At 69.2% G+C, this 18,093-nt stretch carries 16 protein-coding genes; 8 read left to right on the plus strand and 8 right to left on the minus strand.

Features of this window, described 5'->3' with window-relative positions; all coding sequences use genetic code 11:
• Nucleotides 1-88: 88 nt before the first annotated feature.
• The gene (locus tag Msi02_RS05460; protein WP_204047337.1) at nt 89-3,151 is read right to left on the minus strand and encodes a M14 family metallopeptidase; all 3,063 of its coding nucleotides are present in this window, start codon (nt 3,149-3,151) and stop codon (nt 89-91) included.
• A 212-nt stretch (nt 3,152-3,363) separates the two neighbouring features.
• On the opposite strand from Msi02_RS05460, the gene Msi02_RS05465 reads away from it, so the two are divergent.
• Nucleotides 3,364-4,272, plus strand: a complete 909-nt coding sequence (locus Msi02_RS05465; protein ID WP_204047338.1) for a coiled-coil domain-containing protein — start codon at nt 3,364-3,366, stop codon at nt 4,270-4,272.
• Here the strand turns inward: Msi02_RS05465 and Msi02_RS05470 are convergent.
• Nucleotides 4,254-5,552, minus strand: a complete 1,299-nt coding sequence (locus tag Msi02_RS05470) for a GH1 family beta-glucosidase (protein WP_204047339.1) — start codon at nt 5,550-5,552, stop codon at nt 4,254-4,256. The genes Msi02_RS05465 and Msi02_RS05470 overlap by 19 nt on opposite strands.
• A 76-nt stretch (nt 5,553-5,628) precedes the next feature.
• On the opposite strand from Msi02_RS05470, the gene Msi02_RS05475 reads away from it, so the two are divergent.
• Complete coding sequence (locus Msi02_RS05475) at nt 5,629-6,273, plus strand: TetR/AcrR family transcriptional regulator (RefSeq protein WP_204047340.1); 645 nt, start codon at nt 5,629-5,631, stop codon at nt 6,271-6,273.
• Between the two features lie 245 nt (nt 6,274-6,518).
• On the opposite strand, the gene Msi02_RS05480 is transcribed toward Msi02_RS05475, so the two are convergent.
• Entirely contained in the window at nt 6,519-7,091 is a 573-nt protein-coding gene (locus Msi02_RS05480) for a TetR/AcrR family transcriptional regulator (RefSeq protein ID WP_239108143.1), read from the minus strand.
• A 124-nt stretch (nt 7,092-7,215) separates the two neighbouring features.
• Between Msi02_RS05480 and Msi02_RS05485 the strand changes: the two genes are divergently transcribed.
• On the plus strand, nt 7,216-7,806 hold the full coding sequence (locus Msi02_RS05485; protein ID WP_204047342.1) for a hypothetical protein: 591 nt from the start codon (nt 7,216-7,218) through the stop codon (nt 7,804-7,806).
• Here Msi02_RS05485 and Msi02_RS05490 read toward each other — a convergent pair.
• A complete protein-coding gene (locus tag Msi02_RS05490) occupies nt 7,730-8,098 on the minus strand; it encodes a YciI family protein (RefSeq protein WP_204047343.1) in 369 nt (122 codons plus the stop codon). The genes Msi02_RS05485 and Msi02_RS05490 overlap by 77 nt on opposite strands.
• An 8-nt stretch (nt 8,099-8,106) precedes the next feature.
• The gene (gene wrbA / locus Msi02_RS05495; RefSeq protein ID WP_204047344.1) at nt 8,107-8,715 is read right to left on the minus strand and encodes an NAD(P)H:quinone oxidoreductase; all 609 of its coding nucleotides are present in this window, start codon (nt 8,713-8,715) and stop codon (nt 8,107-8,109) included.
• Between the two features lie 121 nt (nt 8,716-8,836).
• Between wrbA and Msi02_RS05500 the strand changes: the two genes are divergently transcribed.
• Nucleotides 8,837-9,427 (plus strand): TetR/AcrR family transcriptional regulator, encoded by a 591-nt coding sequence (locus Msi02_RS05500; protein WP_204047345.1) that lies wholly within the window; start codon nt 8,837-8,839, stop codon nt 9,425-9,427.
• Nucleotides 9,428-9,531: 104 nt separating this feature from the next.
• On the opposite strand, the gene Msi02_RS05505 is transcribed toward Msi02_RS05500, so the two are convergent.
• On the minus strand, nt 9,532-10,443 hold the full coding sequence (locus Msi02_RS05505) for an aldo/keto reductase (protein WP_204047346.1): 912 nt from the start codon (nt 10,441-10,443) through the stop codon (nt 9,532-9,534).
• Between the two features lie 45 nt (nt 10,444-10,488).
• Nucleotides 10,489-12,186 (minus strand): pentapeptide repeat-containing protein, encoded by a 1,698-nt coding sequence (locus Msi02_RS05510; RefSeq protein ID WP_204047347.1) that lies wholly within the window; start codon nt 12,184-12,186, stop codon nt 10,489-10,491.
• Between the two features lie 187 nt (nt 12,187-12,373).
• On the opposite strand from Msi02_RS05510, the gene Msi02_RS05515 reads away from it, so the two are divergent.
• Nucleotides 12,374-12,772, plus strand: coding sequence for a MerR family transcriptional regulator (locus Msi02_RS05515; protein WP_079312630.1), 399 nt, complete (start codon nt 12,374-12,376; stop codon nt 12,770-12,772).
• 45 nt (nt 12,773-12,817) lie between these two features.
• On the opposite strand, the gene Msi02_RS05520 is transcribed toward Msi02_RS05515, so the two are convergent.
• Nucleotides 12,818-14,722, minus strand: a complete 1,905-nt coding sequence (locus Msi02_RS05520; protein ID WP_204047348.1) for an ABC transporter ATP-binding protein — start codon at nt 14,720-14,722, stop codon at nt 12,818-12,820.
• 230 nt (nt 14,723-14,952) lie between these two features.
• Here Msi02_RS05520 and Msi02_RS05525 point away from each other — a divergent pair, with 230 nt between their 5' ends.
• The 3 genes from Msi02_RS05525 to Msi02_RS05535 all read left to right on the plus strand — a co-directional run bounded on the left by Msi02_RS05525 (nt 14,953) and on the right by Msi02_RS05535 (nt 18,093).
• Nucleotides 14,953-16,239: an ABC transporter substrate-binding protein gene (locus Msi02_RS05525; RefSeq protein WP_079312628.1), complete on the plus strand. Its 1,287-nt coding sequence runs from the start codon at nt 14,953-14,955 to the stop codon at nt 16,237-16,239.
• Nucleotides 16,240-16,318: 79 nt separating this feature from the next.
• Nucleotides 16,319-17,200 carry a carbohydrate ABC transporter permease gene (locus Msi02_RS05530; RefSeq protein ID WP_306291585.1) on the plus strand — a complete coding sequence of 294 codons (882 nt, stop codon included), beginning with the start codon at nt 16,319-16,321 and terminating at the stop codon, nt 17,198-17,200.
• Complete coding sequence (locus Msi02_RS05535) at nt 17,200-18,093, plus strand: carbohydrate ABC transporter permease (protein ID WP_079312624.1); 894 nt, start codon at nt 17,200-17,202, stop codon at nt 18,091-18,093. The genes Msi02_RS05530 and Msi02_RS05535 overlap by 1 nt, the downstream gene beginning before the upstream one ends.

Consider the following 18,093-nt stretch of genomic DNA (forward strand, 5'->3'; position numbering starts at 1 on the left):
ACCATGTTCTGCTCGGCCTTGGCAAGAGCCGCCGCGGTCCGGCCCGCGCCGGGCGGCACGGGCCGGACGGTGCGGCTGAAGTGGGGCCCTACGGAAGCGCCCGTCCGAGCAGGTGGGCCATCGACCGCCGGACCAGATCCGTCCGCATCGCCTGCGTCGTCGCGCCCTCCGCGCCGAAGCCGAAGTAGACCGTGTCCTTCGTGGCGATGCCCGCGCCGTCGTCGAGCGACCGGTCGCTGCGCGCCCAGTCGTTCAACGCGGCCGCCGACCCGGGAGGCGGCCCGGCGACCGTCCAGCCGCCCAGGTCGTCCTCGAACGAGGTCTCCGCGAGGGTGGCGCCGTCGGCCTTGACGGCCACGTCGTCCAGCCACACGCCGAGGCCCTGGGTGCCCCAGTCGCTGATGTAGGAGATCGACACCTCGACCTTCTTGCCCGCGTACGCCGACAGGTCGACCGACCACTGCTGCCAGCCGTTCGACGAGCCGGAGGCGGCGTGCCACGCACCGGTCGTGCCGGTGGCGGTGCAGGACGACGCGCCGTCGTACGTCTGGTAGTGGGCGGTGAACGGATGGATGTCCACCCAGCCGGCGGCGCAGCTCTCACCGGCCGCGTCCGAGGTGTGCCCGTTGGCGTCGGGCAGCGTCGTCCAGTCGTCCTGGCCCGCCGTGTGCGCCTCGACGGTCAGGAAGTCCCAGTCCGGCTCGGTGTTGTACGACGTCCAGAACGACAGCTCGCCACTGGTCTTGCCGGTGAGGTCGATCGTCCTCGTCAGGCGCTTGTAGGACACGTCCGCCTGGCCGCTCTGCACGTCCCAGGCGCCGGTGCGCGGGCTGAACGGCGCTCCCGCGCCGTACTGCCACTTCAGCGGGGCCGAACTGGCGAACTGCGGGAACCGGTCGGCCGGCAGGACCGAGGAGGTCGTGACGAACGAGGCGGTGCGGTTCTGGTTCCCGGGCGAGTCGCCGCCGTTGAGCGTGCCGGTGAAGCCGGCGAAGGCGCCGCCGGCGCCGCGCAGCGGCAGCGTGTTCCCGTCGGCGTCCTGGCCGCCGCCCTCCACGAAGGTGTAGGCGCCCAGGTAGTACTGCACGAAGTCGTTGCTCAGCGAGAGGCACGGCGGCTTGCTCAGCGTCGTGCACTCGGGTTGCGCCGGGTAGTCCGGCTCGTACCAGTAGGAGCCGTTGGCGTTCTGGGCGTACAGCGCGTACTTGCCGGTGGCGAGCAGCTTGCCGCCCTCGTTGAGGTAGTCGCGGAACGCCAGCTCCAGGGCCTCGGCCAGGTTGGCGGCGGTGCCGCCGGGCTGCCCGGACGCGCGGGGGATGATGTCGTCGCCGGTCTCCCAGACGACGGCCTTGTAGTGGCTGAGGACCCCGAGCGGGTGGGGCGCCTTGCGGCCGTTCTTGTCCACGTCGTACACGTCGGAGGAGTAGCCGGCCTCCGCGAGCGCCTTGGCGTAGTCGTCGGCGTACTTCGCCTCCGTGACGCCCTGGACCGGGCTGACGCCCGTGACGTCCTCCGCCGCGACGATCAGGACCTTGCCGCCGATGTCCGTGGCGACCTTGTAGGTGAACGCCTCGCTCTTCTTCGTGAGCGAGCGGAACCACACCTTCACGGTGTCGCCGGGTTTCGCACCCTTGACCGTGCCCCTGAGCTGGTGGAAGTAGGTGTCGTAGCCGTCGCCGTACCGCTCGCCGCCCTTCCACTCGGAGGTCGGGACGGTCCTGGTGCGCCCGCCGTTGACCTGGTATTCGAGGAGCACCGGCCCGAGCTTGCGCTTGGCGTCCACCTGCACGACCTGGTCGGTGCCGTAGCTGACGTCGAACGCGTCCACGACGAAGTCGGGCACGGTGTTGCCGAGGTGGCTGACCGGCTCGCTCGGGTTCGGCGCCGACTTCAGGACGTCGAGCGCGAAGGGAAGCTGTTTCTCGAACTCGGCCTGCACCAGCGCCTCGTCGTCGGGGAAGACGAAGCCGCAGCCGTCGCAGCCCTCGTCCAGCTCCGGCGTCCACGCGAGCGTGCCGTACGCCTTGTGGGCGTGGTCGGTGGTCTCGCCGTTCGTCGTGTAGAGCTCGGCGCCGACCCCGGGGTCGAAGCCGGGAACGGCCGGGTTCTCGTCGGTGCCGGTCAGCGCCAGGTAGACGGGGTCGTCCGCGGTCTTCGTCTCGACCTGCCAGCCCTCGGGATACAGCAGCAGCGGGCCGTAGGAGTGGTAGTTGACCTGCGCCTTGAAGCGCAGCCGCTTGAGCAGGCCGTCCATGGCCCGCGTCTCGGGCTCCGACGCCGGGCCGGTGCCGCGGTAGGTCTCGCTGCTGAAGACGCTGGAGGAGCCCTCTTCGTCGTACCCCCAGCGGGTGGGGAAGTTGCGGTTGGGGTCGACGCCGTCGTTGCCCGTGATCTGGCCGTCGCCGTCGTTGTCCCGGAGGTTCTTGCGCCAGAGGCGGTTGCCCTCGGTGAAGGTGAAGTCGTAGCCGTCGGGGTTGGCGACCGGCACGAACCACACCTCGGTGGTGGCCAGCAGCCGGCCGACGTCGGATGTGCCCTTGTTGGCCACCAGATACTTCAGCAGCCGCATGTCGACCTCGGTCGCGATCCACTCACGGGCGTGCTGGGTGGCCGAGTAGAGCACGGACGGCTTGACGCCGTCGGGCAGCACCCGGGCCAGCTTCGTCAGCTTCAGCGCGAGGATGTCCTTCCCCTGGAGGGTCTTGCCGATCGTCTCCAGCTTCGCGATGTCCTTGTTGGCGTCCGCGATGGATCGGAGCTGGTCGGCGATCCCGCCCTTCTCCGAGTAGGACTTCCAGACGGTGTACCCGCCGGCCGCCTGCGCCTTGGCGGCCTGCAACTGCGTCTGGCCCTGAGGGTTGCGCACCGGCTCGGGCCGGAAGCCCAGGATCTGGAGCTTCTTGAGCTCGGCGGGTGTCGCCGTCAGTTCGACGTGCTCCTTGTCGCCCGCGAGGTGCCGCTGGACGACGTCGAAGCCCTTCTGGGTCAGCGTGCCCGAGGTGCCGGGCGCGCTGTCGAGCTGGTAGAGGTCGGCTTGGTCCGCTGGGGGGAGCGGGTCGCCCTGGCCGGCCTGCGCCGGGGAGACCGGCAGCAGGAGCGCCGCGCCGAGAGCCGCGGCGGCCAGAGTCGAGACGATCTCTCGTCGGGACATCGGTGAGCCCTTCGTGGGGGGTGACGATCTCCCGAATCTCTGCCGGGGTCAAATCCCGTTCAAGTGCGGTAAGGCGACGCGTAAGTCACGAATTGGTCACAGCATGGAGAATCCGGCGATTGTCCGCTTTGATCCCAAGAGTTTCACCTGTTCCGGTAGCAGACGTAAAGATCGTCTTCTATAGTTTCAGGCCGAATCCGAGTGGAGGTCGCGTGCGGTCGGGACGCTGGGCCAGGCTGGCGGTGGTCACCACCGCGCTGCTCGTCGCACCGTCTGTCTCGGGCGCCGTCTCGGGTGCGCTCACCGCCGAGGCCGAGCCGGACCAGCAGGCCAAGCTCCGCAAGCTCACCCAGGAGGCCGCCGCGCTCCAGAAGGAGTACCGCGGCGAGATCCTCAGCCTGGACGACGCGAAGCGGGCCGCGCAGAAGGCGTCCGGCAGGGTCAGGAAGCTGAAGGGGGACCTGCTCGCGGCCCAGCGGCAGGTGGCCGCGTTCGCCCAGACCTCGTACATGAGCGGGGGCGCGGACGCCTCCCGGCTCTTCTCCTTGTCGGTCGACCCGAGTTCGCTGGCGACGCTGGCCTATCTGGGCAACGCCAGGACCGAGCGGCTCAACAGCGTCAAGGATCTCGTCGCCAAGCAGAAGAAGGCGGCCGCCGCGGCCGCCGACGAGATCGACAAGCTGCAGGCCCACATCAAAGAGCTCAAGTCGAGGCGCGGCGAGGTCGAGCGGCTGATGGCCAAGTACGGCTTCCAGACACCCGACGCCGGCAGCGGCCTGACGCAGCGCATGATCACCGTACGCAACGCGATCATGGCTCAGTTCCCGATGCCCTTCAGTGTGGGCTGTCTGCGGCCCGGCGACCCGGGAGAACACGGCAAGGGCCGGGCCTGCGACTTCATGATGAGCAGCGGCGGCCGCATGCCCGACGCGGTGGCCAAGGAGCGCGGCGACGCCCTGGCGCAGTGGTGCATCGATCACGCGAGCGAGTACGGGATCATGTACATCATCTGGCAGCAGCGCTACTACGACATGCGTACGCATGCCGGTTGGCGGATGATGTCGGACCGCGGCGGCATCACCGCCAACCACTACGACCACGTTCACGTGTCGGTGCTCTGAACCTCCAGCGTGTCGGTGGCCTCCAGGAACTTCCGCAGCCAGTGGTAGGACGCCTTCGGAGTGCGCTGCTGGGTCTCGAAGTCGACGTGGACCAGGCCGAACCGCTGGTGGTAGCCCTCGGCCCACTCGAAGTTGTCCAGCAGTGACCAGACGAAGTAGCCCCGCAGGTCCACGTCCGCCTGGCGCATCGCCGTGATGTGGCCGTCGAGGTAGGCGATCCGCTCCTGGTCGTCCAGTCCGTCGTACGAGCAGCCGTTCTCGGTGATGTAGACGGGCGGCAGCGCGTCGCCGTACCGCGCCTTGAGGGAGTCGAGCAGTTCGCGCAGGCCGTCGGGGACGACGGGCCAGCCGAACGCGGTGGTGGGAACGCCGGAGATCTCCTCGAACCGGAACGGCAGGCCGTCCCCGGCGGGGCCGCCGATCCGGGTGGGGTTGTAGTAGTTGATCCCCAATCCGTCGAGGGGCTGGGCGATCGTCTCCAGGTCGCCGGGTCTCACAGGGATTTCGACGCCGAACGCCGACAGATCGGGGTAGGCGCCGGTGAGGACCGGGTCGTTGAACAGCCGGTTGTGCAGGATGTCGTACGTCTCGGCGGCGGCCAGGTCCTCCGGCGAGCCGGAGGCGGGCCAGACCGGGGTGCAGTTGTTGGTGATGAGCACCTGCTCCGCCCCGGCCGCCCGCAGGGCCTGCGTGGCCAGGCCGTGCCCGAGCAACTGGTGGTGGGCCACCGGCAGCGCGTCGAACATGAGCGCCCTGCCCGGGGCGTGTATGCCCAGGCCGTATCCCTCCACCATGTGGACGAACGGCTCGTTGAGCGTGATCCACATGTGTACGCGGTCGGTCAGCCGTTCGGCCACGACGGCGGCGTAGTCGGCGAAACGGCGGGAGGTGTCACGGTTGAGCCAGCCGCCCTCGTCCTCCAGCGCCTGCGGCAGGTCCCAGTGGAAGAGCGTCGGCACGGGAGCGATGCCGCGCTCGCACAGCGCGTCCACGAGACGGTCGTAGAAGTCGAGCCCGGCCTGGTTGACCGGGCCGGCGCCGGTGGGCATCACCCGCGGCCAGGCGATGGAGAAGCGGTAGGCGTTCACGCCGAGGCCGGCCATGAGCGCCACGTCCTCGAGGTAGCGGTGGTAGTGGTCGCAGGCCACGTCGCCCGTGTGCCCGTCGCGGACCTTCCCCGGCGTGTGGGAGAAGGTGTCCCAGACGGAAGGCCCTCTGCCGTCCTCGGTGACCGCTCCTTCGATCTGGTAGGACGCGGTGGCCGTACCCCAGAGGAACATTGTGCCGCCTCTCTCAACTAATATGAGGAGAACTCATGTTAACTCGGTTGTCCGAAAAGCGGGAGAGAATGGCGGAATGACAACAGGGGGAGCCTTGCGCCGACGGCCCGCACAGCGCCGCAGTCAGGAGCGGGTCGAGCGCATGCTGGACGAGTGCGCCCTGCTGCTCGACGAGGTGGGGTACGCCGCCCTGACCACCAAGGAGGTCGCCCGCCGGGCCGAGGTGCCGATCGGGACCTTCTACCAGTTCTTCACTGACAAGCAGAGCCTGGTCCGCGCGCTCGCGCTGCGGAACCTGGAGGCGTACCTGGACCGGATCGCGTCCCGGCTGGCCGCCGCGCCGCTGTCCGACTGGACCGGCGTCGTGGACTTGGTCGTCGACGAGTTCGTCCGCATGAAGCGGACCACGCCCGGCTTCGGTGTGGTGGACTTCGGCGAGGTGCTCGCCGCTCCCGGCGGGCCCGCCCTTCCCGGCACCCAGCGGATGCTCGACGAGGCGCTGGAGAACAACGTGGTCGTCGCCGACCGCCTGCGTTCTCTCATCGTGGATCTGCTCGGCGTGGCACCGGGCGACGGCCTGTCGCGCGCCTTCGTTGTCGCCGTCGAGGCCGCCGACGCCGTGCTCAAGCTGGCCTTCCGCGCCCACCCCGACGGCGACCCCGACCTCATCGCCGAATGCAAACGCCTCGTCCGCCGCTACCTCTCCGACCACCTCCGATAAGCGCCTATACGTCTGTACGCGATCGGGCTCGTGCTCGCCACGCCTGCTCTGAGCGAAGAAGCCCGCGGGCGCTTGTGCTCTGTAGTCCCAACCGCACGGACGCCGCCACACGCGTCACCCCTTGGTCTGAGAGAGGCTTTTCGACGGAGCGCTCGCGCTGGTGGTCAGCCTGGGCGCGATCGACTTCATAACGCCACCACATCCGCCGCGTTGTAGTCGAGTGGCCGACGTCGAAGGCAGCGGGCTCAGCTCTGAGTCGAGTTGCCGGTGCCGATAACGGCCTGGCTACTGCGGAGGAACGAGGCGGCGACGGTAGCCGGCTGGTCGAGGTATCCGGCGACCATGGCGCCATCGCGAATCAGCATCAGGTCGTCGGCGACGTCTCCGGAATTCGCGATACCGAGCGGGGCGATGAGCTGTTCGAACGTCCTCTTGTTCCAGCGGCGATGCGCGTCGACGACCTTGCGGACCGGGCTGTCCGGGTCAGGGTATTCGGCGGCGGCGTTGATGAAGGGGCAGCCGCGGAAGCCGGGCGCGCAGGCAATGATCCCGATCGCCTCGGAGATCACCCGCAGGGTGGCATCGACATCGCCGTTGCCCTGCTTGATCGCCTCATCGATGCCGTCTCGCTCGAGTGCGGCGCGGCGTTCGAGGTAAGCGACGACGAGGTCGTCCTTGGTCTTGAAGTGTCGGTAGAACGTCACCTTCGTCGTGCGGGCGAGGTCGATGACCTTGTCGACGCTCACCGCGCGGAGCCCGTGTGCGTAGAACAGCTCGGTCGCCGCCTCAAGGAGGCGCTCACGCATGGGGCTGTTCATGCTCGAGATCATACGCGTTCCTCCTCTTCGCCCCTTGCGCCGGACCTCACCGCCGGGCTACCGTCACCCTCAGGTAGAGTTACTAGTCATTCTACCTACTCCCCCTGGCGAAAAGAGACAGAGAATGACCACCGTCACTGATGTGAACGCCGGTCGCACTGCCGCGGCGTTGCGGAACCTCTACGTGGTGCGATTCGGATTCGCCCTCATCTGGGCGGTCCTGATGTTCGTGACCGGGCCGGCTACTGGCCCAGTGAGTGTGGCACTGCTCGTGATCTACCCGCTGTTCGACGTCGCCGCGGCCGTCATCGATCTGCGCTCCTCGCAAACCGCGCGCCCCGCCGCAGCTCTGTACGTCAACCTGGCCCTCAGCCTGCTCGCCGCCATCGGCCTGGCCGCCACGGCCACCTCGGGCGTGCCCGCGGTACTGCGGGTCTGGGGCGCTTGGGCGATTACCGCCGGGATCGTGCAGCTCATCGTGGCCGTCAGCCGCCGCAGGCTCGGCGGCCAATGGGCGATGATCCTCAGTGGTGCGATCTCCACGATCGCCGGGACGGGGTTCATCCTCCAGGCCGGTACGCCGACCGCATCGCTGACAAGCCTCGCCGGGTACGCGACCGTCGGCGGCGTCTTCTTCCTCATCTCCGCTCTGCGTCTGCACCGCACCGCGAAGAGCGCTGAACCCCGTCCCGCTGCCGAAACTGCCAGCCGCTGACCACGGTGTCCGAGCCCAGAGCCGGATGGACCCGTCCCGGCTCGATCGTCGTGATCGAGTGGGTCGCGACGCCGTTCACGACGAACGGGTCCTCGGCGCTGATCCGCTCGATGGTCTCGCGGTCCACGCCGCAGGCCAGGATGGCCCCGCCCTGTGACGACGGCACCGTCTGCCCCGACACCAGGAAGACGCCGTCCGCGTGGTGCCGTTCGAGATAGCCGACGTGATCGCGAACGAAGGGAGCGGCGTCTTCCTCGGAGCCCGTGTAGTTCACGATCAGCACGTGCAGCATGCCGCCATTCAAGCAGCCCGGCCGGCCAGGAGGCGGGTAGTGATGTCCGCCAGGCGTTCGCCCTGGTAGCGGGCGGCTGCGAGGGTCTCCTCGGACGGGGTGCCCGCGCCGCCCCGGTGGGCGGTGCCGTACGGGTTGCCGCCCGCGGGGTACACCACCGGGTCGGTGTAGCCGGGCGCGACGATGATCGAACCCCAGTGGTGGAAGGTGTTGTAGAGGGCGAGGAGCGTCGACTCGTTGCCGCCGTGGGCGTTGTGGGCGCTGGCGAAACCGGTGGCGGGCTTGTTGGCCATGACGCCCTGCTGCCACAGGCCCCCCGTGGTGTCGATGAACTGCTTGAGCTGTGAGGCGATGTTGCCGAAACGGGTCGGCGAGCCGAAGGCGTAGGCGTCCGCCCAAACCAGATCGTCCAGTGTGGCGACCTCGACGTCTTTGGCGGCCTCGACGTGCTCGCGCCAGGCCGGGTTGGCGTCGATGGCGGAGTCCGGGGCCAGCTCGGGGACGCGGCGCAGCCGGACGTCGGCACCGGCCTTCTCCGCGCCCTCGGCGACCGCCTTGGCGAGCTGGTGGACGTTGCCGGTGGCCGAGTAGTAGACGACAGCGATCTTGGCACTCATGGTGAGTCTCCTCCGAAGTGACGAGGATCAACCGGATACCTATCCGGTTGACTGGCAGTAAATCGGATAACTATCCGGTTCGCAACTCCGGAGGTGGATCACTTCAGGTAGCCTCGGGACCATGCCCCGCACCGAGCTTCCCGTCACCGGACAGGCCCTGCCGGAGCGCGCGGACGCCGCGCGGAACCGGCGGAAGATCCTCGACGCGACCGCTCGCCTGATCGCGGAGCAGGGCCCGGAAGCCGTCACCATGAACGCCGTGGCGCACGCCGCGGGCATGGGCGTTGGCACCGTCTACCGCCGGTTCGGTGACGTGAGCCGCCTCCTGTTCGCGGTGCTCGACGACGGCGAGCAGCGCTTCCAGGAAGCCTTCATGACCGGTCCACCGCCCCTCGGCCCCGGCGCCCCGCCCGCCGAGCGGCTGCGCGCCTTCCTCCACACGGTCGCCGGCCGGATCATCGAGCAGGGCGAGATCATGGCGGCGGCGGAGAGCGCCTCACCGGGAGCCCGCTACCAGAGCGGCGCCTACCTCACCATGCACACGCATGTGTCCATGCTGCTGCGCGAGATGAGACCCGAATCGGACCCCACGATCCTGGCCCATCTGCTGCTCGCGCCATTCGTGCCGAGCCTGTTCGAGCACCTCACGGTCGAATGCGGTGTGACGGAGGACCAGATCAAGGCCGGCATCGACAGCCTTCTCGGGCTTTAGCCGCGCCCGTCACCGGCGCGCCCGCCCGCGGGCGGCCTCGCCGATCACGCCGACTCCGGTGGCGGGGGCCGGTTCGTGCCGCCACCGGAGGTGCCATGCGATGGTCAGGCGGGGGCGTCGAGGCGGGCGATCTGCTCGTCGTCGAGCTTGACGTCGACCAGGAGCTCTTCGAGCTGGGCGACCGAGCTGACGCCGACGATCGGGATGATGTCCTGCGCCCGCAGCCAGGCGAGCACGACCTGGTTGCGCGTCGCGCCGAGCTCGCCCGCGACCTCGTCCAGCACGGCGAGCCGCCTGGTGGTGCCCGGGTGGTCGTAGTGCTCGGGCAGCGGCTTGCCGGCGTACGCGCCCGCGAGCAGCGAGGTGTAGACCCACAGCGTCAGGTCGCCCTCGGAGCGCACGTAGTCGAGCAGCTCCTCGGTGACCAGGGTGTGCCCGCCCTCGGGCAGCCGTACGCCGGGGCGGGGGCGAAGGTAGGAGTGGCGTAGCTGCACGTTGCTGTACCGGGTGCCGCCACGGGCCGCCGCCAGTGAGCGGGCCCGCTCCAGCCGCCACACCGCGTGGTTGCTCGCGCCCACCTCCTTGGCCTTGCCGGCGAGCACCAGTTCGTCGAAGGCGGCGACCGTCTCCTCCAACGGCGTGGACCTGTCGTCGATGTGGGCCCAGTACACGTCCACGTGATCGGTGCCGAGACGCCGCAGGCTGCCCTCGATCGCGGCCCGGATGACACCGGCGGACAGGCCCTCGGCGGCGTCGAGCGTACGGGCGCCGGGCACGGACGGGCGGGCGCCGCACTTGGTGCTGATCACCACCCTGTCCCGGTTGCGCCGGGAGGCGAGCCATCGCCCGATGGTGGCCTCGCTCTCGTCGCCGGTCGCGCCCTCCTGCCAGAAGGGATAGTTGTTGGCCGTGTCGAGGATCGTTCCGCCGCCTTCGACGAAGCGGTCGAGGATGGCGAACGAGGTCGCCTCGTCCACGGTGGTCCCGAAGGGGATCGTTCCCAGAGCGATTCTCATGCCGACCACCTTGCCGCCTGGAGCGCACTCCAGCACAAGCGGCTCTCACCGGGGGCGGGTGAGGGCCTTGCGGCCGCGCGCCACGATGGTCTCGACGTCCGTCAAATCGCTCATGTCGCGGGCGCTCGCCAGTGCCTCCTTCGCCGCGTCGTAGGCGTCCAGGACCGCGTTCCAGTCCACCTCGCCGGTCCGGTCCGTCAGGCTGTCGATCTCCTCGCCCAGCCGGGTCACGTTCTCCTCCTGCACGCGTCTGGCGTCCTCGAACCGGACCGCTCTCGCGGCGGCCTGCTCCCTGGCGATTCTCCGCCGCCGCACCCGTGCCGTGGTCACCCCGACGACGATCCAGAAGACGACGAGGCCGGCGATGCCGAAGAAGACCAGCCAGCCGACGGACAGCCGGCTGGAGGACCCCGACAGGTCGATGTCCTGGGCGAAGTCCTGCTTCAGCCCGGTGACCTCGGCGCCTTCGAAGGTGGCGCCCCGCAGTTCGGCGTCGCTCAGATCGGCGTCGGTCAAGATGGCCTTGCGGAAGACCGCGTCCCGGTACTTGCCGCTGTGGAGGTACGCCCGGTCCATCCTGGCGCCGGTGAAGTCGGCCTGGTCGGCCGTGACGCTGATCAGCTCCGCGTCCCTGAGGTCGGCGCCGGCCAGCTTGGCCTGCGTCAGGTTGGCGCTGCCGAGCGCCGCGTCCGACAGGTCGGCCCGGGACAGGTCGGCCCCCACGAGATCGGCGCTGCCGAGCTTGGCGCGCCGCAGCCGCGCGCCCCGCAGGTCGGCGCCCTTCACGGAGCGAAGGCCCGTTCCGACGGCGGAGACGTCACGGAGGATCGCCCGGTCCAGCTTGACCCCCGTCAGGTCGACGCCGTCCAGCTTGGCGCCGGTCAGGTCGGCGCAGCTCAGGTCGTCGGGGAAGTCCGTGACCGCGGTCAGGTCCCAGCCCCGGTAGTCCTGACCGCTGCCGGGCTCGCACGACGGGTCCGGCGCCGGCAGGAACCTGGGCACCCCCCTGCTCCCGGCCAGCCGGGCATCCCTGACGTCCCGCAGGTCGGCCCCGGCGAGGTCGGCCCCCCGGAAGTCCGCGCCGGTCATCACCGACTCGTACAACTGCGCGCCGCTGAGGTCCGCCTGCCGCAGGACGGTCTTGATGAAGGTGGCGCCGTAGAGCCTGGCCTTCGCCCCCTTGACCCGCCTGAGGTCGGCCCGGCGCATGTCCGCACCGTAGGCGGCGGCGTCGGTCAGATCGACGCCGACCAGCTTCGCGTCGTCGAACTGCGCGTCGTACGCCTTGGCCCGCGCCATCGTGGCCCCGCTCAGGTCGGCCCCCTCGAAATGCGCGTAGTAGGGCGAGGAGTCGTCCATCGTCGCCTCGCGCAGGTCGCTGCCGCGCAGGTCGGCGTAGTACAGCTCGGCCTCGGACAGGTCGGCCTTGCGCAGCCTCGCCCCGGCCATCTGGGCGTACCCGAGGTGGGCCCCCTTGAGCGAGGCTCCGCTCAGATCGGCGCCGACGAGCGGGCTGCGCACGGTCAGGCCGTCCAGCTTGGCGCCCCGGAGGTCCGCGCAGGACAGGTCGGCGGGCAGCGCCATCCGGGTGAGGTCCCGGCCGGGGAGGTGCGGGCCGCTGCCGGGGCGGCAGGGGAGGCGGTCGCCGGGCGTCGCCGCGGCTGCCGGGGTCATCGGGGTCGACAGCAGAACCGCGGCGGAGAGGGTCACCAAACCGGCGATTGAGCGGGGGATGCCGGGCATTTCTCACTGGCTCCATCGGGGACGCCGCCCGTACGCCCCCTGGGGAGACACGGGCACCGGATCGTACGGGCAGGACCTGTTATAAGTCGGCGAGTTGCGAGCCGCTTGCGAAACGCCTGCAGGAAACGACCCACGTGTACGCGAAAGCCTTCATGCGTGCGAGATTCGATGTGACAGGATCAAAGGCGTGGCCGTGTACACACCTGGACAGGTCGTCGAGGAGACCGGTTTCAGCCTCGACACCCTTCGGTACTACGAACGGATCGGGCTGCTGGAGCCGGTCGGCCGTAACGCGGCGGGCCAGCGGCGGTTCACCGAGGACGACGTGAGCTGGCTCGGCATGATCCGCTGCCTGCGGGACACCGGCATGCCGATCGCGGAGATGCTGCGCTTCGCGCAACTCGTACGGCAGGGCGAGCACACCATCGGGGACAGGATCGCGCTGCTGGAGGAGCACGACCGGAAGGTCGAGGCCCAGGTCGCCGACCTGCGCCAGAAGCAGGGCGCGATCCAGCGGAAGATCCAGTACTACAAGGACGTGCGGACCATGCGCGACATGCTCCCCGACTGCGAGCAGGCCTCCTGAGCGCACGCGTGCCCGGCCCGCTCGTGAGCGGGCCGGGCACCTGACTCACGTCGTGCGGTACGCCTCGGCCTGGAGGTTGTAGAGGTCGGCGTAGAGGCCGTCGAGGGCGATCAGTTCCTCGTGCGTGCCGTGCTCGCGGACCTTGCCGTGGTCGAGCACGTAGATGCGGTCGGCGTAGCGGACGCTGGCGAGGCGGTGGGTGATGAGCAGCACGGTACGGCCGTCCGCGTGCTGCCGGATCCGCTCGAACAACGCGTGCTCGGCCCTGGCGTCGAGGGCGGCCGTGGGCTCGTCGCAGATCAGCAGGGGCGCGTCCCGGTAGAAGCCGCGGGCCACCGCGATCCGCTGCCACTGCCCGCCCGACAGTTCTTGGCCGTTCTTGAACCGGCGGTCGAGCAGCGTGCGATAGCCGTACGGGAGTTCGGCGATGACCTGGTCGGCGCCGGCGACCTCGGCGGCGCGGACCACCTCGGCCTCGCCCTTCTCCATGCCCATCGTGATGTTGTGGCGGGCGGTCAGCGGCCACCGGGTGTGGTCTTGGGCGATGACCGCGATCCTGCGGCGCAGGCTGTCCGGATCGACCTCGGACAGGTCGACGTCGTCCCACCGGACGCGGCCGCCGTCCGGCTCGTACAGCCCGGCGAGGATCTTGGCGAGGGTCGTCTTGCCCGAGCCGTTCTCCCCGACGAGGGCCACGACCTCCCCGCGCTCGATGCGGACCGACACCCCGCGCAGGGCGGGGGTCGGCGCGGCGGGATAGGAGAAGGTGACCTCCTCGACCGTGATGCGGCCGAATCCGTCGGGGGCCGTCCGGTCGCGGGCGGGCGGGATGCGGCCCTCGGCGTGCGCGATGAAGTCCAGGAAGTCGGTGAAGTAGAGGCCCTCCTCGTAGAGCCGGTTCGTCGCGTACATGAAGTTCGACAGCGAGGTCTGGCCGGACCGGATGGCCAGCACCGCGGTGCCGGCCACCGCGAGGGGCACCGCGCCCGCCGCGAGCAGCAGGCCGAGCGCGACGTAGACCGCGCCCTGCCCGAGGCCGCCCAGCGCCTCGCCGAGGACGCGGGCGAGGGTCTGCCGCCGCGCGAGGTCGAGCATGACCCGCTGCTCGCCCCGGGCGACCGCGTCGAACATCCGCAGCAGGAAGCCACGCATGGTGAACGTGCGGACCTCGGCCGCGGTGTCCTTGTCCGCCAGCAGTTCCTCGATGATCCACTTGCGCCGTCTGGCCGGGACGAGTACCAGGGCGGTCGTGTAGCGCATCCTCGCGGCCCGGACGGCCGCCCAGGCGTCGGGGACGACCGCGAGCAGGAGCAGCGGCAGCAGCACGGGGTGCAGCACGCCCAGCACACCCGCCGCGGCCACGATTCCGACCAAGCCGGACAGCGTGTCGATGGCCGTGCTCACGACCATCTCGGCCATCTGCATGCCGCGCATGCGCGCCCGCTGCAGCGCGTCGTGGAACTCGGGGTCGTCGAAGCAGACGAGGTCGACTTGGCTGGTCAGCGTGTAGAGGCGCTCTTCCGTGATCCGGCTGACCTGCGGTTCGAGCCGGGACTGGGCCCACCCGGCCCCGGCCTGCAGGGCCGTGCGCGCGATGGCGGCCAGGCCCACGAGCAGCAGGCTGGGCAGCGCGGCCCGGACCCGGTCCGGGGTGGGGCCCGCCTGGAACAGCGCGGTCAGCACGCCCGTCGTGGCGAGCAGGCCGAAGGCGGTGAAGACGCCGCCGAGTGTGCTCAGCGTGACCGTGGCCACGGTGTCGCGGGGACTCGCTTCCCAGGCGATGCCCAGTGCCTGCCGGATCAGCCGGGGCAGCCGCCGCGCGACCGTGAGGAAGCCCAGCCCCGCCATCGTGCCGTAGTGTCGCGCCCATTGCGGAGACTCGACGTCCGCCATGTCCGGCAGGTCGTCCTCCGACAGATGATCTGGTCCCCCCTGTTGTGTGACCGTCATGCCTGCAGTGTGAGCGCCCGCGCCGACAATTTCTCGGGGCTCCTTCGCGGCGGCGGCCTTGACGCATGCCCCTAACACCTCGCCAGGGCCCGTATGCAGAGACGTTATCGGCACAAACTTGACGGCGTGCCGGTGAAAGTGGGTTGATGGGGCCTGCTGACAACGTTGTCAGCCATATGTGTCTTCGGGGGCCCGAAATCCTCGTGAAAAAGCCTGAAAGGAATGTTGCGATGAGACGACGGTGGATGGCGGCCGTCGCGGTCTCTGTTGCAGGTCTGCTCACTCTTTCCGCCTGTGGTGGCGGTGACAAGCAGGAGAGCGGAGGCGGTCAGGCCGCGCAGAAGAAGGTCGAGGTCTTCTCGTGGTGGACGGGTCCCGGTGAGGCCGACGGCCTGAAGGCGATGCGCGAGATCTTCGCCAAGCAGAACCCGAACTTCGAGTTCTTCGACGCCGCGGTGGCGGGCGGCTCGGGCGACCAGGCCCGCGCGCTGCTGTCGAGCAAGCTGCAGGCCAACCAGCCCCCGGACACCTTCCAGGGCCACGCCGGCGCCGAGCTCCAGGGCTACATCAAGAGCGGCAAGCTGGAGTCGCTGAACTTCCTGTACGACGAGCTGAAGCTGAAGGAGGTCTTCCCGCAGCAGCTCATCGACCAGATCTCGGTGCAGGGCCAGGTGTACTCCGTGCCGGTGAACATCCACCGGTCGAACGTGCTGTGGTTCAACCCCTCGGTCCTCAAGAAGGCCGGCATCGACGGCGCGCCGAAGACCATCGAGGAGTTCATCACCGACCTCGAGAAGGTCAAGAAGTCCGGGAAGATCCCGCTGTCGATCGGTTCGCAGTGGACCCTGGTGCACCTGCTCGAGTCCGTGCTGCTCGGCTCGCTCGGCACCGACGCCTACAACGCTCTGTGGACGGCCAACGCCGACTGGTCCAACGCGAACGTGACCAAGGCGCTGGAGAACTTCAAGACCATCCTGTCGTACGCGGGCAGCCCGCAGGACGACTGGCAGCCGGCGGCCAAGCAGGTCGCCGACGGCGAGGCGGCCTTCAACATCATGGGCGACTGGGCCTACGGCTACTTCCACAACCCGCCGGAGGGCGGTCTCGGCAAGGAGTCGCACAAGGACTTCGACTGGGCCGCGTCGCCGGGCACGGACGGCACCTTCATGTGGCTGTCGGACAGCTTCACCCTGCCGAAGGGCGCGCCCAACCGCGACGGCGCGATCGCGTGGCTGAAGGTTGCCGCCAGCAAGGAGGGCCAGGACGCGTTCAACCCGCTGAAGGGCTCGATCCCGGCCCGCAAGGACGCCGACCAGTCCCTCTACAAGGACTACCTGTCGTGGGACCTGGAGCAGTGGGCGAGCGACAAGCTGGCCGGCTCGATCCAGCACGGCGTGGTCGCCAACGACCAGTGGCGTCAGGCGATCACCGACGCGGTCGGTCTCTTCCAGCAGGACAAGGACGTCGCCAAGTTCCAGCAGGCGCTGGTCGCGGCGGCCAAGAACAGCGGCCAGTGACCTGATCTCCTCGTACGGCCCACGCTGGGTCCACACGGCGTGGGCCGTACTTGACTTCTGAGAGGTACAAGTGACGCGGGTGCGCAGATGGCTGCCCGGGCTACTCCTGGTGTCGCCGTCGATCATCCTCATCGCGGTCTTCGTGTACGGCCTGCTGGGCTGGAACTTCAAGCTCGCCATGACCGACAAGCACGACGAGATCGCGGAGATCCCCGGCAACTTCGTCGGGCTGGAGAACTTCACCGGCATCTGGAGCGAGGAGCGCTGGGGCCTGTCGGTCCGGCACGCGATCGTCTTCACCGTGGTCTTCGTCGGCGGCGCGCTCGTCCTCGGCTGGCTCCTCGCCTTCCTGATGGAGAAGGGCATCCGGGCGGAGAGCGGCTTCCGCGCCGTCTACCTGTTCCCGATGGCCGTCTCCTTCATCGCCACCGGCGTGGTCTGGCGGTGGCTGATGAACAGCGCGACGGGTGAGCAGGCGGTCGGGCTCAACCGGCTCTTCCACTACGTGGGGCTCGACTTCCTGCAGTGGCAGTGGTTCCGCGACCCCGACTGGGGCATGGCCGCCATGGCGATCCCGGCGATCTGGCAGATGTCCGGATACATCATGGCCTTGTTCCTCGCCGGGTTCCGGGGCGTGCCCGAGGAACTGCGGGAGGCCGCCCGGGTGGACGGCTGCAGCGAGTGGGGGGTCTACCGGCACGTGGTGCTGCCGATGCTGCGCCCGGTGACGCTGTCCGCGCTGATCATCCTCGGCCACATCTCGCTGAAGGTCTTCGACCTCGTCGTCGCGGTGTCGGGCAAGCAGATCATCACCGACGTGCCCGCGACGTTCATGTGGACGGCGGTCTACGACTCCCACGACCCGGCGAAGGGCGCGACGATCGCGTCCTACATCGTGCTGTCCGTCGCCGTCTTCGTCGTGCCCTACCTGATCTGGGACGCCCGTAAGGGGAAGCGTTGATGACCGCGCACGTCGCCGAGAAGGCCCCGCGCACTGCGCCCGCCGCCCCGGTCCGCGAGAAGGGCCGGGCCGGCACGTGGGTGCGGCTCGTCCTGCTGCTGCTGTTCGTCCTGGTCTTCCTGATCCCGGTCTACGTGCTCCTGGTCACGAGCTTCAAGCCGCTCACCGAGGCCGATCCCACACAGGCGTGGAACCTCCCCAAGGTGTGGACGACCGAGGCGTGGAGCGTCGCCTGGGAGAAGCTCGAACCCGGCATCGTCAACAGCTTCCTGCTCGCGATCCCCGGATCGCTGATCTCCGCCGCCCTCGGGTCGCTGAACGGGTACGTGCTGTCCAAGTGGCGCTTCCCCGGCGCCGACGTGCTGTTCACGCTGTTCCTGTTCGGCATGTTCATCCCGTACCAGGGCGTGATGATCCCGCTGGTGCAGCTCATGGTGAACGTGGGCGACGCGCTCGGCGTGCAGTTGTACGGCGGCATCCCGGGCCTGGTACTCGCCCACGTGGTGTACGGCATCCCGATCTGCACGCTGATCTTCCGCAACTACTACGTCACGATTCCCGACGAGCTCATCGAGGCGTCCCGCGTCGACGGCGCGGGGATGCTGCGTACGCTCTGGTCGATCGTGCTGCCGGTTTCCGGCCCGGCGTTCGCCGTGGTGATCATCTGGCAGTTCACCTCGATGTGGAACGACTTCCTGTTCGCGGTCTTCCTCACCGGGCCGAGCTCCTGGCCGACCACGGTCATGCTCAACAACATCGCGGGCGCCGTGACGACGCCGTACAGCCAGCAGATGGCGGCGGCGATCCTGGCGTCCATCCCCACAATGATCATCTACGTGCTGCTCGGCAGGTTCTTCATGCGCGGTCTCATGGCGGGCGCGCTCAAGGGCTGA

Origin of the sequence: Microbispora siamensis, assembly GCF_016863095.1 — a bacterium.
Lineage (GTDB): Bacteria > Actinomycetota > Actinomycetes > Streptosporangiales > Streptosporangiaceae > Microbispora > Microbispora siamensis.

Bases quoted from the DNA above. Each gene is read 5' to 3' on its own strand.
- Msi02_RS05480 (WP_239108143.1), bottom strand. From the start codon at position 7,091: ATGAACAGCCCCATGCGTGAGCGCCTCCTTGAGGCGGCGACCGAGCTG.
- Msi02_RS05510 (WP_204047347.1), bottom strand. From the start codon at position 12,186: ATGCCCGGCATCCCCCGCTCAATCGCCGGTTTGGTGACCCTCTCCGCC.
- Msi02_RS05485 (WP_204047342.1), top strand. From the start codon at position 7,216: ATGACCACCGTCACTGATGTGAACGCCGGTCGCACTGCCGCGGCGTTG.
- Msi02_RS05505 (WP_204047346.1), bottom strand. From the start codon at position 10,443: ATGAGAATCGCTCTGGGAACGATCCCCTTCGGGACCACCGTGGACGAG.
- Msi02_RS05470 (WP_204047339.1), bottom strand. From the start codon at position 5,552: ATGTTCCTCTGGGGTACGGCCACCGCGTCCTACCAGATCGAAGGAGCG.
- Msi02_RS05500 (WP_204047345.1), top strand. From the start codon at position 8,837: ATGCCCCGCACCGAGCTTCCCGTCACCGGACAGGCCCTGCCGGAGCGC.
- Msi02_RS05520 (WP_204047348.1), bottom strand. From the start codon at position 14,722: ATGACGGTCACACAACAGGGGGGACCAGATCATCTGTCGGAGGACGAC.
- Msi02_RS05460 (WP_204047337.1), bottom strand. From the start codon at position 3,151: ATGTCCCGACGAGAGATCGTCTCGACTCTGGCCGCCGCGGCTCTCGGC.
- Msi02_RS05535 (WP_079312624.1), top strand. From the start codon at position 17,200: ATGACCGCGCACGTCGCCGAGAAGGCCCCGCGCACTGCGCCCGCCGCC.
- Msi02_RS05475 (WP_204047340.1), top strand. From the start codon at position 5,629: ATGACAACAGGGGGAGCCTTGCGCCGACGGCCCGCACAGCGCCGCAGT.
- wrbA (WP_204047344.1), bottom strand. From the start codon at position 8,715: ATGAGTGCCAAGATCGCTGTCGTCTACTACTCGGCCACCGGCAACGTC.
- Msi02_RS05525 (WP_079312628.1), top strand. From the start codon at position 14,953: ATGAGACGACGGTGGATGGCGGCCGTCGCGGTCTCTGTTGCAGGTCTG.
- Msi02_RS05490 (WP_204047343.1), bottom strand. From the start codon at position 8,098: ATGCTGCACGTGCTGATCGTGAACTACACGGGCTCCGAGGAAGACGCC.